Origin of the sequence: Paractinoplanes hotanensis (genome assembly GCF_023717965.1) — a bacterium.
GTDB classification, from domain to species: Bacteria; Actinomycetota; Actinomycetes; order Mycobacteriales; family Micromonosporaceae; genus Actinoplanes; species Actinoplanes polyasparticus.
In genome coordinates this window covers 147,372-160,198 of sequence record NZ_JAMQOL010000003.1, presented here as the reverse complement: position 1 = coordinate 160,198, position 12,827 = coordinate 147,372, and the positions used below count along the sequence as shown (strand labels likewise).

Sequence of the window (12,827 nt, the reverse complement as noted above, 5' to 3'; positions counted from 1 at the left end):
CGCACCGGCGGTCCGGCCTACCCGGAACTTGCCATCCGACAATGACCGCGCCGAACGCGTGCGCCATACTTCGGTGCCTTTGTCGTGAGGAGAGCCGATGTTCCGCGCACGCCTGCGAGGGTGGACGCTGCGCCGCCGGGTGGCGGTGCTGTTCACCGTGGCCGGGATTCTGCTGGCCGGCATCGGTGCGCTGGCCGCCGTGACCGCGGTCGACAGCAACGACAACCTCGACGTGATCCTCGAGAAGACCGGGCCGATGCGCGTCGCCGGCCAGGAGCTCTACTCGGCCTATCTCGACCAGGAGACCGGCGTACGCGGATACGCGCTCAGCCGGTCGGCCGAGAACCTCCAGCCGTACGAGGAAGGGATGGTCACCGAGCGTGACCTGCTCACCCGGATCGAGACGCTGAACGCGTCCGGCGGCGCGACGGCCATCACCACCAGCCTGCGGGTCGTGCGCGAGCGGGCCGCCGAGTGGCGCCGCACCGTGGCCCAGCCGGTCATCGACGGGGACTTCACCGGAAACATCGGCACCGACCAGTTCGACGCCCTGCGCGCCGCCGTCGACCAGCTCCAGGCCGACATTCTCGACCTGCGCAACGAGGCGGCCGCGGCCGCCCGGCGCACCGGTTCCACGCTGGTCGCACTCGAGATCGGCGCCGCCCTCATCGTCATCGTGGTCGGCGCGCTGATGCTCATCCTGCTCAACCGGCTGGTCGCCCGGCCGGTCACCGAGCTCGCCGGGCAGGTGCGCCAGGTGGCCGGCGGCGACTACGAGCGGCCCATCACCAGCGGCGGTTCGCCCGAGCTGCGCAGCCTCGCCGCCGACGTGGACGGCATGCGCCGGCAGATCGCGCGGGAGCTGACGCTGGTTCGGGAAGCGCGGGCCGAGGTGGAATCGGCCAACGAGCGGCTGGAGGCGAAGGCCGAGGAGCTCACCCGCTCCAACCGCGACCTCGAGCAGTTCGCCTACGTCGCCTCGCACGACCTGCAGGAGCCGCTGCGCAAGGTGGCCAGCTTCTGCCAGCTGCTCCAGCGGCGGTACGGGGGTCAGCTCGACGAACGCGCCGACCAGTACATCGGCTTCGCGGTCGACGGCGCGGAGCGGATGCAACGCCTGATCAACGACCTGCTGGCGTTCAGCCGGATCGGCCGGATCACGACCGGCTTCAAGCGGGTCGAGCTCGACCAGGTGCTGTCCGAGGTGAAGTCGCAGCTCGAGGCCCGTGCCGGCGACGAGGCGCGGATCAGCTGGGGCGACCTGCCGGCCGTGGAGGGCGAGGAGCCGCTGCTGACGACGCTGTTCGTCAACCTGGTCGGCAACTCGCTGAAGTTCCGCCGCCCCGACGTGCCGCCCGAGGTGCGGGTGACCGCCGAGCGCGACGGCGGCGAGTGGAAGATCAACGTGCGCGACAACGGGATCGGCATCGAGCGCGAGTTCGCCGACAAGGTGTTCGTCATCTTCCAGCGTCTGCACCCGCGCGACGCCTACGAGGGCACCGGCATCGGCCTGGCCATCGTCAAGAAGATCGTCGAGTATCACGGCGGCCGGATCTGGCTCGACCACGACGTCGAGCAGGGCGCGTCGATCTGGTTCACGATCCCCGCCCTGCCCGGCGGCGACCTCAGTGAACCTGCTGTGCCCGCTGCCGCCACTGCGAGGGAGTGACGCCGTACCGGGCCTTGAACCGGCGGGTGAAATGGGTGGGATCGCGGAAACCCCAGCGCAGCGCGATCGTGGCGATCGGCAGGTGCCGCCGGTCGGGCCGGGTGAGTTCCTGGCGTACGCGGTGCAGTCGCTCGGTGATGATCCACTGCTCGAGGCTGAGGCCGGCGCCGGCGCAGAGCTTGTAGAGCTGTCGCAGCGAGATGCCGTGCGCCGCGGCGATCATCGCGGGCGTGAGTTCCGGGTCGGCCAGGCGCAGCCGGGTGAAGGCGCGGATCCGGGTCAGCAGCGTCTCGGCGAACACCGGCCGGGCATGCCGCCGGGAGCGGGCGGCCGAGGCGAGCAGCGCCCGCACCAGGTCGATGCTGGCGGCCGCCGTGGCCGTGGCCGCCGCCGGATCCGCCGTGATACCGGCCGGGTCGCGGCCGAGCTGCGCGATGTGCCCGGTGACCAGGCGGTAGATCGGGCTCCTGGCGAGCTCGGCCGAGGCCCGGCGCACGACGTCGAGCGGAAGGCCCAACTGGTCGTACGGAATCTGCAGCGCCCCGGCCCCGCCGTCGCCCGACCACGAATAGTCGTACGGCGCCGACAGATCGACGGCGAGCAGCTCACCCGGCGGGACGACACGCTGATGCCCGCCCTGCTCGATCCGCCCGTCGCCGTGCTGCTGCACGGCCAGCGCGACCACCGGCATGGCGTCCTGCCGGGCCAGCTTCGCCGTGCGCAGCAACCGGATCCCCGACGACCGATGCGTGAAGATGTTGGCCTCGCCGAATTCCCACACCTCTAGCCGCGCGTGCACCGCGCCGGCCGGATCCTCGTGCAGCACGTGACACGGCGCCGAGGCATACAGCATCGCCGCGTTCACGGCCTCGACCCGCTGCCCGGCAGCCAGCTCAGCGGTGTCGAGCACGTACCCCATGGGAGCGAGTCTCGCACCGCCGGGCGGCCACCGGAATCAGCCGTCCAGCGCGGGCAGAGTGATCTGGGACGCGCGGGCGGCGTCGTGGAAGACCTCGAAATGGCAGGGGCGGCCGGCGGTGGCGGTGGCGAACGGCTCGTCCGTGCCCATGTTGCGGGCGTAGCGGGGGAACGCGCCGCCACTGACCTGCACGCGGAGGCGGTGCCCGGCGCGGAAGCGGTAGGCGGTGGGGAACAGCTCGACGTGCACGGCCAGGACCCCGTCGATGCCGGGCTCGATGCCGGGCGCGTCGAGGGTGCGCGGGTCGAGCCGGTGGATGCCGTCCACGACGTTGCGGGAGACACCCTTCTCGTCGACGTCGCAGAGGCGGACGAAGACATCGGCGTACGGGATGGACGTGCGCACGTGGAGGGTCGCGCTGACCGGGCCGACGATGTCGAGATCCTCGGACAGCAGCGGGCCGGTGAAGACGAGGACGTCGTCGCGCGCCTCGACCAGCCGGTTGTCGGCCTGCTTGCCCGGCGGTTGCAGCAGCGGGCCGCCCACGGTCGGGGTCGGGCGGGCCGGGTCGTAGGTGAACCGGCTCGGGCCGCCGCGGTCCTCAGGCTCCGCCACTTCGGCCAGGCCGCCACCGCTGCCCAGATTCAAGACCTTTTCCCGTACGGCGTTCGGCGGCCACTCCTCGAACTCGAGCCACTTGTTCGCCCGTTGCAGGTGGACACGCACCGGCGCGCCCGACGGCGCCGGACCGCCGCGCAGGTGGTGGTCGAGCCAGGCCGCGTCGGTCCGCACGATCGTCCGCAGCTCGCCGGGCTCTCCGTGCAGCCACGGCCCGACGACGAGCCGGGCCGGCACCCCGGCCGCGCGCAGAGCGGTGTAGTCGGCCAGGTTGCCGCCCAGGAACAGATCCCACCAGCCGGTGACCATGCTGACCGGCGGCATCCGGCTCAGGTCGGCCCCGTCGTGGTCGGCCTGTGCCCAGAAGTCGTCGCCGGGTTCGGCGTGCGCCACGAAATCCCGCCAGAACGGCACCGGCGCCTCTGCCACCTGCACGTCGACCGCCTGCAGGGGCAGCCGGCCCAGTGCCCGGCGCACCCGCGTCTTCACCCGGGGGTCGGGCATCCCGGCGAGCAGCCCCGGGCGCTCCTGGCGGCCGATCTGGGCCGACCAGCTCAGCGCGGTGTGGATCGACGGGACGCCCTGCTCGTAGAACAGGCGGTTGGTGACGTTGGCCGACGTGATGTGCGGGGCGACGCAGGTCAGGGGCGGGTCGGCGTACGGGGCGACGGCCCACTGGGTGTGCCCGAAGTAGCTGCCGCCGATCATGGCGATCCGCCCGTCGCACCACTCCTGCTTGCGCAGCCAGTCCACGGTGGCCAGGCCGTCGTCGCGCTCGGTGGTGAACGGCCGGAACTGCCCGCCCGAGCCGAACGTCCCGCGCGTGGCCTGCATGAACACCTGGAAGCCGCGGCGAGCGAGCGGCGCCGCGAACACCTGCCCGAACGCGCCGTCCCGCCCGTACGGCACCCGGATCAGCACCACCGGCAGCGGCCCGTCCGCCCCGACCGGCCGGTAGTGGTTCGCCAGCAGCGCGACGCCGTCGAGCATCGGCACGGAGACGTCCCTGCGGATCTCGTACGGCACGGCCCGCACCGGTAGTCCGAGCGCGAGGTCCGCGGCCAGTCCGGCCAACCTGCTGATCTTCGCCATGACCGCAACGTAACCCATGACGGAGGGGCGGCGCTCGGCCCGTCGCTTCGTTGCGGCGGCGGGGGTGACGGGGCCTGACGGGGTGTCGGATGGGATGAAGTGACCATCATCTGATCGGACATCTCCGACAGCCGTTCATCCATTCGACGCCTCCGATTGTGCGATCCGGGAAACCGGTCTATGTTTCGATCAAACCGGTTTAGTAACTCCGAAGAGGTGCGATGACCAGGGCAGACAGGCCGACGATCCGCGACGTGGCGCGCGCCGCCGGGGTCTCCAAGGGCACCGTCTCGTTCGCTCTGAACGGGCGGCCCGGAGTCTCCGAGGACACCCGCGAGCGGATCCTGGCCGCGGCGCGGGATCTCGGCTGGACGCCGAGCACCAAGGCCCGGGCCCTGTCCGTCTCCCGCTCGTTCGCCGTCGGCCTGGTTCTCGCCCGCGAGCCCGAACTGCTCGGCGCCGACCCGTTCTTCCCGTCCTTCATCGCCGGCGTCGAGCGCACGCTCTCCGACCGCGGGCAGGCCCTGGTTCTGCAGGTCGTGCCCGCGAGCGAGGAGGAGGCCGGCTATCGGCGGCTGGCCGGCGCCGGCCGGGTCGACGGGGTGTTCCTGCTCGACCTCCGCGTCGACGACCCGCGGATGGCGCTGCTCGAAGAGCTGGGGATGCCGGCCGTCTCCATCGCCCGGCCCGACGTGCCCAGCGGCTTCCCGGCCGTGCTGGTCGACGACCGGCCGGGAATCGCGGCCGCGGTGGAACACCTCGCCGGCCTCGGTCACCGCCACATCGCCCACGTCGCCGGCCCAGCCCACTTCCTCCACGGCTCCCGCCGGCGCCGGGCGTTCGAGGACGCGCTGGCCGAGGCCGGCCTGCCCGCCGGTCCGGTCGTGGAGGCGGACTTCTCGGCGGCCGGGGGAGCGGCGGCCACCCGCGCGCTGCTCGGCGCGGACAACCGGCCGACCGCGATCGTCTACTCCAACGACCTGATGGCCATCGCCGGCCTGTCCGTCGCCGTCGAGCACGGAGTGGCCGTCCCGGCCGACCTGTCGGTCACCGGGTTCGACAACACCGCCCTGGCCGCCTACGTCACGCCGCCCCTGACCAGCGTCCGCACCGACCCGTACCGATGGGGCCGGAAGGCGGCCGAAGCCCTGCTCGACCTCATCGACGGCGGGACGGTCGACGACGTCCCCGTTCCCGCCGCCCAGCTGGTAATCCGGGCGTCCACCGCGCCCCCGCCCCCCGCAGTCAGAACGGAGAAACGATGAAACGCACCCTCCCGGCCGCCCTGCTCGCCCTCTCTCTCGCTGTCGTCGCCGGTTGCGACGGCAGCGGCGGGGGTGGCGACGCCGACCAGGCCAACGCCGCCACCGGCCCGATCACCATCTGGCTCTCCAACAACCAGGAGGAGCTGGCCTGGGGCAAGGCCATGGTCGAGTCGTGGAACGGCCGGCACGCCGACCAGAAGATCACCGCGCAGGAGATCCCGGCCGGCAAGAGCTCGGAAGAGGTCATCGGCGCCGCGATCACGGCCGGCAACGCGCCCTGCCTGATCTGGAACACCGCGCCGGCGGCCGTCCCGCAGTTCCAGAAGCAGGGCGGCCTGGTCGCCCTCGACTCGTTCGACGGCGGCGCGCAGTACATCGCCGACCGCACGGGCGACACCGCCGAGCAGTACAAGTCGCCGGACGGCAAGTTCTATCAGCTGCCGTGGAAGTCGAACCCGGTCCGGATCATCTACAACAAGGACATCTTCGCCAAGGCGGGGCTCGACCCGGAGAAGCCCGCTCTCGCCACGTACGACGAGTTCCTGACCGCCGCTCGCAAGATCAAGTCATCGAACGCCGCCCAGGCCGCCATCTATCCCGCGCCGAGCAGCGAGTTCTTCCAGTCCTGGTTCGACTTCTACCCGCTGTTCGCCGCCGAGACCGACGGCACGCAGCTCGTGAAGGACAACAAGGCCCAGTTCAACACCCCGCAGGGCCAGGCCGTCGCGAACTTCTGGAAGACCCTGTACGACGAGGGCCTGGCGCCCAAGGAGATGTACAACGGGGACTCGTTCGCCGACAAGAAGGCGGCGATGGCGATCGTCGGCCCATGGGCGATCAAGGTGTACGGCGACAAGGTGAAGTGGGGAACCGTCCCGGTGCCGACCTCCACCGGCAAGCCGGCCGACCAGATCAAGACGTTCAGCGACGCCAAGAACGTGGCCATGTACAGCGCCTGCCAGAACCGGGCCACGGCCTGGGAGGTCATGAAGTTCGCGACCAGCCAGGAGCAGGACGGCAAACTGCTCGACGCCACCGGCCAGATGCCACTGCGCAAGGACCTGCAGACCGCCTTCCCCGACTACTTCGCGAAGAACGCCGACTACAAGCCTTTCGCCGACCAGGCCGCGCGCACGGTCGAGGTGCCCAACGTGCCCAACTCCGTCGCCATCTGGCAGGCGTTCCGGGACGCGTACTCGGAGTCCGTGATCTTCGGTAAGAAGCCCGTGGCCGACTCCTTCGCCGGCGCCGCCGAGAAGGTCGACCAACTGGCCAGCGGCTCCTGATGGCGGCCGCCACGCAGAATCGGGTGGCGGGCCTGTTCGGCCGCCACCCGGTGGGCATGATCCTGGCGGCGCCCTACGCCGTCTACCTCGCGGTCATCTTCGCCTACCCGTTCGGGTTCTCGGTGTGGATGAGCTTCCACGACTACTTCTTCGCCGCGCCCGGCGCGATCGTCGACCACCCGTTCGTCGGGCTCGACAACTACAAGGCGGCGCTCACCGACCCCGCGGTCGGGCAGGCGTTCAAGAACATCGTGGTCTTCCTGGTCATCAACGTGCCGCTCACGACCGGCCTGGCGCTGGTGCTGGCGGTCGCGCTGAACCGGGTGGTCCACGCCCGTACGTTCCTGCGGGTCTCGTTCTACGTCCCGTACGTGACGGCGAGCGTCGCCGTGGTCGGCGTGTGGCTGTTCCTGTTCAACTCGGGTGGCCTGGTCAACTCGCTGCTCGGCCCGCTCGCGCCCGACCCGTCGTGGCTGGTCAACGAGGGCTGGGCGATGCCGGTCATCGCGTTCTTCGTGACCTGGAAGCAGCTCGGCTTCTTCATCCTGCTCTATCTGGCCGCGCTCCAGAACGTGCCCAACGAACTGTACGAGTCGGCCTCGGTCGACGGGGCCAACGGCTGGAACAAGTTCTGGTCGGTGACCGTGCCCGCGGTGCGGTCGTCGACGGCGCTCGTGGTGATCCTGGCCCTCATCACCGGGGCCAACCTGTTCACCGAGCCCTACCTGCTGACCGGGGGCGGCGGCCCGAACGGGTCCTCGTCCTCGCCGGTGCTGATCATGTATCAGCGCGGCATCCAGCAGGGCGAGCCCGACTTCGCGGCCGCGCTGGGCGTGATCCTGGTGCTCGGCACGCTGGTCGTCGCGTACCTCAACCGTCGGTTCATCGAAGGGCGGGACTCATGAGGCGCTGGCCGAACGTCGTGCGCTACTTCCTGTTGTTCCTGGGCGCACTGATCTTCCTGTTCCCCTTCTACTACATGCTGATCGGGTCGTTGCAGTCGTCGCCGGACACGTCCGTGAAGGGCGCGTTCCCGACCTCGGGGCTGACGCTCGACAACTACCAGGACATCAACGCGCGCGTCGACCTGCTCGGCTCGCTGGTCAACTCGGGCATCTTCACCGGCGGCGTGCTGCTGGGGACGGTCGTGTTCGGCACCATCGCGGGCTACGCGCTGGCCCGGCTGCAGTGGCGCGGGCGGGGCGTGTTGTTCGCGCTCGTGCTGCTGGTGCAGGTGATTCCGTTCCAGCTGCTGCTCATTCCCCTGTACGTGCTGATCGTGCGCGGCTACGGCCTGGCCGACAACTACCTCGGCATGATCCTGCCGTTCGCCATCAACACCACGGCGGTCTTCATCTTCCGGCAGTTCTTCCTCCAGCTGCCGGACGACCTCTTCTCGGCGGCGCGGCTCGACGGCGCGAGCGAGCTGCGCATCCTGCGGTCGGTCGCCCTTCCCCTCGTACGCCCGGCTCTGCTCACCGCGATCCTGCTGACGTTCATCGGGCCGTGGAACGAGTTCCTGTGGCCGTTCCTGGTCACCAAGGACGCGGACATGCAGCCGCTGGCCGTCTCCCTGGCCAACTACATCAGCAACGTGTCGTCGCGGGCGTCGAACCCGTTCGGCGCGATCCTCGCCGGCGCCTGCGTGCTGGCGGCGCCCGCGGTCGCGCTCTTCGTCGCCTTCCAGCGACAGTTCATCTCCACCGACATCGGTTCCGGCGTGAAAGGCTGACATGGTTCCGTACACCCTGACCCGGTTGGGCGTCGTGATGGCGCCCGAGGCCGGCGACCCCCTCGAGGCCGAGGGCGTTCTCAACCCCGCGAGCGGCCGTACGCCCGACGGGCGCCTGTTCCTGCTGCCACGGCTCGTGGCCACGGGCAACGTGTCCCGGGTCGGATTGGCCGAAGTGGAGCTGAAGGACGGCGTACCCGTGGGGGTTGACCGCCGTGGCATCGTGCTCTCGCCCGACGAGGGCTGGGAGCGCGGGCTCAACAACGCCGGCGTCGAGGACCCGCGGACGACGTGGGTGCCCAGGCTCGGCAAGCACCTCATGACGTACGTGGCCTTTGGTCCGCTCGGGCCGAAGCTCGCCCTGGCGGTCTCCGAGGATCTGGAGCACTGGACGCGGCTCGGGCCGGTGCAGTTCGCGTACCAGCCCGACCTCGACACCGACCTCAACCTGTTCCCCAACAAGGACGCCGTCTTCTTTCCCGAGCCGGTCCCGGACCCGGACGGGCGCCCCAGCTACGCGATGATCCACCGCCCGATGTGGGACCTGGGCTGGTTCCGGCCCGGCGAGGGCGTGCACCTGCCGGCCGGGATCACCGACGAACGGGCCGGGATCTGGATCTCGTACGTGCCCGCCGGCGAGGTCGCGGCGGACATCAACGCCCTGGCCCGGCCGCGCAACCACCGCTGCGTCGCCCTTCCCGAGTTCGGCTACGAGGCGTTGAAGATCGGGGCCGGGCCGCCGCCGCTGCGGGTGCCGGAGGGCTGGCTGCTGATCCATCACGGGGTCACGGGCTACATCCCGCCCGGCTTCGACCCGACCAACCAGCGGGTCACGTACGCGGCCGGGGCGATGATTCTGGACCCGGCCGACCCGAGCCACGTTCTCGACCGTACGAGCGAACCGATCCTCGTTCCCGAGACGGCCGACGAGCAGTCGGGGACCGTGCCCAACGTCGTCTTCCCCACCGCCATCGAGCAGGTCGACGGCGTCCACTACGTCTTCTACGGCATGGCGGACAGCAAGATCGGCGTCGCTCGTCTCGACCGTCTCCCGTCCTCCGCCGAAGGAGTCAGCCATGAAGCGCCGTTCCGTGTTGCTGGGCAGCGGGTTAGCGCTGACAGCGCCCCTGCTGAGCTCGACACCTAGTTCCGCTTCGTCCACGCGCCTCACGAACACGGCGCACCTCGGCTTTCTGCGCGGTTCGGTGGCGCCGCCCGCGCAGGCGGGGCACACCACGTACCGGCCGGCCTCGCCCATCGGTGTGCTGTGGACCTATGCCGAGCCCGACGCCGACGGCACCTACCGCCTGATCGGCGGCGGCCCGTACGACGCGGCCACCGACACGTACGGGCAGGGCGCCTTCAACTCGGACGACATCGCGCGCGCGGCGGTCGTCTACATCCGGCACTGGAAGCAGACCGGCTCGGCGTCCAGTCGCGCGGCGGCCTACGAGTTGCTGCGCGGCCTGACCTACTTCCAGACGTTGTCCTCGGGCTACTTCGTGCTGTGGATGCAGCCGGACGGCACGTTCAACGCGAGCCCGGAGCCGGTCGAACTGCCCGATCCGTCCGACAGCGGGCCGTCGTACTGGCTGGCCCGGGCGATCTGGGCGCTGGGGGAGGGGTACGCGGCCTTCCGTTCCCCGGACAGGGCGTTCGCGGCGTTTCTCAAGGAGCGGCTCGACCTCGCGATCGGGGCGCTGGACCTCTCCCAGTACGGCCGTTGGCAGATCATCGACGGCGTACGCGTCCCGGCGTGGCTCGTCGTCGACGGCGCCGACGCCAGCGCCGAGGCGGTGCTCGGCCTGGCCGCCTACGTGTCGGCCGGCGGCACCTCGTCCGCCCGTCGGGTGTTGCGGCAGCTGTCCGAGGGCATCGCGGCGATGTCGGACGGCTCGATCCGTCGGTGGCCGTTCGGCGCGGTGCTGCCGTGGGCGCTGTCCCGATCCGACTGGCACGCCTGGGCCTCGCAGATGCCGGCCGCCCTGGCCCGGGCCGGCCAGGTGCTGGGGGAGAACCGCTTCGTACGCCCCGCGGTCACCGATGCGGCCGTCTTCACGCCATGGCTGCTCACCTCGGGCGGCCCCGACAACGGCCGCCTGCCCGCCCGGATCGACAGGAACCAGATCGCGTACGGGGTCGACTCGCGCATCCAGTCGCTGCTCGCGGTGGCGTCGTCGACCGGCCGTACGGGCTTCCGGCAGCTCGCCGGGATCGTGGCCGCCTGGTACTTCGGAGCCAACGCGGCGTGCGCGCCCGCCTACGATCCGGCCACCGGGCGCACGGTGGACGGCATCGCGGCCGACGGCGCGGTCAACCGCAACGCCGGGGCCGAATCGACCATCCACGGCCTGCTCAGCATGCTTGCCCTGGACGCCCACCCGGACGTTCTCGCCCTGGCGCGCCAGGGCAGCATCGTCGCACGGGTCGGTTCGGCCACTGTGGAGGCCGAATCGGCGGTGCTGGCCGGCGGCGCCGCCGTCGTCACCCCGCCGTCGCCCTGGACAGGAGAATCCCAGTACAGCGGCGACAAGTACGTCCGGATGCCGGCCGGGGCCACCGCCCGCTTCACGCTGCCGCCGGCCACCCAGCCCCAATTGGTGCTGCCGGTGGTCAATCTGCAACCCGGCAGTGCGGCGGTCACCCGCTGGACGTCTTCGGGCCGGTCGCTGGGCAGTGTGCGACACGGGCAGGTCGGCCCGCAGGGCAACTCACCGGCGCCCGGGGCGTTGCTGCCGATCACGCTGACCAGCGAGTTGCCGCCCGGCCGGACCGACCTGGTCGCTGCCGCCACCGGCGACGAAGCGGTGGTGGACGCGGTCATCCTCGAACCGCTGGTGTCGCGTTACGTCATCGGCGGTGGCGGCCACACGACGACGTTGCTGCGCAGCGCCGCCCGCACACCCCAGACGGTGCCCGTCGACGGCCCGGCGACCATCGAGACGTACGACGCCGCCGGGGTTCGCCGCTCCCGCACCTCAGGTTCCCGCGCGTTGGTGCTGCCCGGCGGATTCACTGTGGTCCGGAGCTGACGGACGTGGCGGCAACGTCGAGCCAGCGCAGACAAGCGCTTCCGAAAGGCTCGGCGTTGCCGGCCACGTCGACAGCGAGGCGATCAGCCGTACTCCGGGCCCGGTCCACCACCTCGGCCGGGTAGCCATAGGCCAGGGTGTTGGCCGGCTCACGCGAGCGGCTTCACCCAGCGCGACCATTCGTCCTGCTGCCGATAGCCATGCGCCGCCCAGGCGCCGTGCGCGCCGTCGTTCGCGTCGAGCACCATCGCGTCCACGCGGGTCGCCCCCAGGCTCCGAAAGCGTTCCTCAGCCGCCGCGATGAGCCGCCCCCCGATGCCGGCGCGGCGACGATCGGGCGCGACCGCCAGCCGGTACAGATGACAACGCCAGCCGTCCCAGCCGGCGATGACGGTCCCGACGATCTCACCGTCGTCGACCGCGAGAATCAGCGCCTCCGGATCCCGCCGTACCAACGCCTCGACTGCCGCCCCGGTATCCGCCGGCCGATTGTCGTTCTCCGCCGCCTGCTGCCAGAACTCCAGAACCGCCACCAGTTCGGCAGCCTCGGCAACCCGCAAGGTCAGATGTTCGTCGCTCACCCGACGAGGGTAGAACGAGCGCACCCGAGCGGCCCGCCGGTTGGCACGGGCGCGCCGGGCATGGAGAGTGGCTTCATGACGTGCATCGTCGGGATTACGGACGGGCGGACCGTCACCGTTGGCGGGGACTCGGCGGGAAGCGACGGGTGGCATGTCGCGGTGCGGTCGGATTCCAAGGTGTTTCAGGTGGGGCCCTATCTGATGGGCTTCACGACCAGTTATCGGATGGGCCAGCTGCTGCGCTACTCCCTGGACGTCGGCGAGCCCGACACCTGGGACGTCGACCGGTTCATGGCCACCACGTTCATCGATGCCGTCCGCGGCTGCCTCTCCACGGGCGGCTATGCCAGGACCGAGGACGGCCAGGAACAGGGCGGTCAGTTCCTCGTCGGCATCCATGGTCGCCTCTACGTTGTCGGCGACGACTATCAGATCGGGCACACGATCTCGGGGTATGCCGCGGTGGGGTCCGGCTACCTGGTCGCCTTGGGATCGCTGCACTCCACGGCCAGGTCACCCGTCACCAGCCGGCAACGTGCGGTGATGGCGCTGGAGGCTGCGGCCGAACTCACCGAGGGTGTGCGGCCGCCCTTCACGGTGGTGCAGTCGGATTGAGGGTTTCAGAGGAATCGG

At 70.8% G+C, this 12,827-nt stretch carries 11 protein-coding genes; 8 read left to right on the top strand and 3 right to left on the bottom strand.

The window, feature by feature from the left end; genetic code table 11:
- The first annotated feature begins 97 nt into the window (after positions 1-97).
- Positions 98-1,669: a sensor histidine kinase gene (locus tag LXN57_RS02560; protein WP_251796348.1), complete on the top strand. Its 1,572-nt coding sequence runs from the start codon at positions 98-100 to the stop codon at positions 1,667-1,669.
- Here LXN57_RS02560 and LXN57_RS02555 read toward each other — a convergent pair.
- Together LXN57_RS02555 and LXN57_RS02550 are read right to left on the bottom strand one after the other, a co-directional pair.
- Positions 1,626-2,588, bottom strand: a complete 963-nt coding sequence (locus LXN57_RS02555) for a helix-turn-helix domain-containing protein (protein WP_251796347.1) — start codon at positions 2,586-2,588, stop codon at positions 1,626-1,628. The two genes, LXN57_RS02560 and LXN57_RS02555, sit on opposite strands and share 44 nt — an antisense overlap.
- A 36-nt stretch (positions 2,589-2,624) precedes the next feature.
- Positions 2,625-4,298, bottom strand: coding sequence for a CocE/NonD family hydrolase (locus LXN57_RS02550; protein ID WP_251796346.1), 1,674 nt, complete (start codon positions 4,296-4,298; stop codon positions 2,625-2,627).
- A gap of 221 nt (positions 4,299-4,519) precedes the next feature.
- Here LXN57_RS02550 and LXN57_RS02545 point away from each other — a divergent pair, with 221 nt between their 5' ends.
- From LXN57_RS02545 to LXN57_RS02520, 6 genes are read left to right on the top strand one after another with little or no spacing between them, the layout of a single operon-like run.
- Positions 4,520-5,563: a LacI family DNA-binding transcriptional regulator gene (locus LXN57_RS02545; RefSeq protein ID WP_251796345.1), complete on the top strand. Its 1,044-nt coding sequence runs from the start codon at positions 4,520-4,522 to the stop codon at positions 5,561-5,563.
- Positions 5,560-6,849, top strand: coding sequence for an extracellular solute-binding protein (locus tag LXN57_RS02540; RefSeq protein ID WP_251796344.1), 1,290 nt, complete (start codon positions 5,560-5,562; stop codon positions 6,847-6,849). Before LXN57_RS02545 ends, LXN57_RS02540 begins: the two co-directional genes overlap by 4 nt.
- Positions 6,849-7,754: a carbohydrate ABC transporter permease gene (locus tag LXN57_RS02535; protein ID WP_251796343.1), complete on the top strand. Its 906-nt coding sequence runs from the start codon at positions 6,849-6,851 to the stop codon at positions 7,752-7,754. The genes LXN57_RS02540 and LXN57_RS02535 overlap by 1 nt, the downstream gene beginning before the upstream one ends.
- Positions 7,751-8,581, top strand: a complete 831-nt coding sequence (locus LXN57_RS02530) for a carbohydrate ABC transporter permease (RefSeq protein ID WP_251796342.1) — start codon at positions 7,751-7,753, stop codon at positions 8,579-8,581. The genes LXN57_RS02535 and LXN57_RS02530 overlap by 4 nt, the downstream gene beginning before the upstream one ends.
- A gap of 1 nt (position 8,582) precedes the next feature.
- A complete protein-coding gene (locus LXN57_RS02525) occupies positions 8,583-9,728 on the top strand; it encodes a glycoside hydrolase family 130 protein (protein ID WP_251796341.1) in 1,146 nt (381 codons plus the stop codon).
- Entirely contained in the window at positions 9,658-11,613 is a 1,956-nt protein-coding gene (locus tag LXN57_RS02520) for a hypothetical protein (RefSeq protein ID WP_251796340.1), read from the top strand. Before LXN57_RS02525 ends, LXN57_RS02520 begins: the two co-directional genes overlap by 71 nt.
- Positions 11,614-11,762: 149 nt before the next feature.
- Here the strand turns inward: LXN57_RS02520 and LXN57_RS02515 are convergent, their stop codons facing one another.
- Positions 11,763-12,194, bottom strand: coding sequence for a GNAT family N-acetyltransferase (locus tag LXN57_RS02515; RefSeq protein ID WP_251796339.1), 432 nt, complete (start codon positions 12,192-12,194; stop codon positions 11,763-11,765).
- A 186-nt stretch (positions 12,195-12,380) separates the two neighbouring features.
- Between LXN57_RS02515 and LXN57_RS02510 the strand changes: the two genes are divergently transcribed.
- Positions 12,381-12,809, top strand: a complete 429-nt coding sequence (locus LXN57_RS02510) for a hypothetical protein (RefSeq protein ID WP_251796338.1) — start codon at positions 12,381-12,383, stop codon at positions 12,807-12,809.
- Positions 12,810-12,827 lie beyond the last annotated feature (18 nt).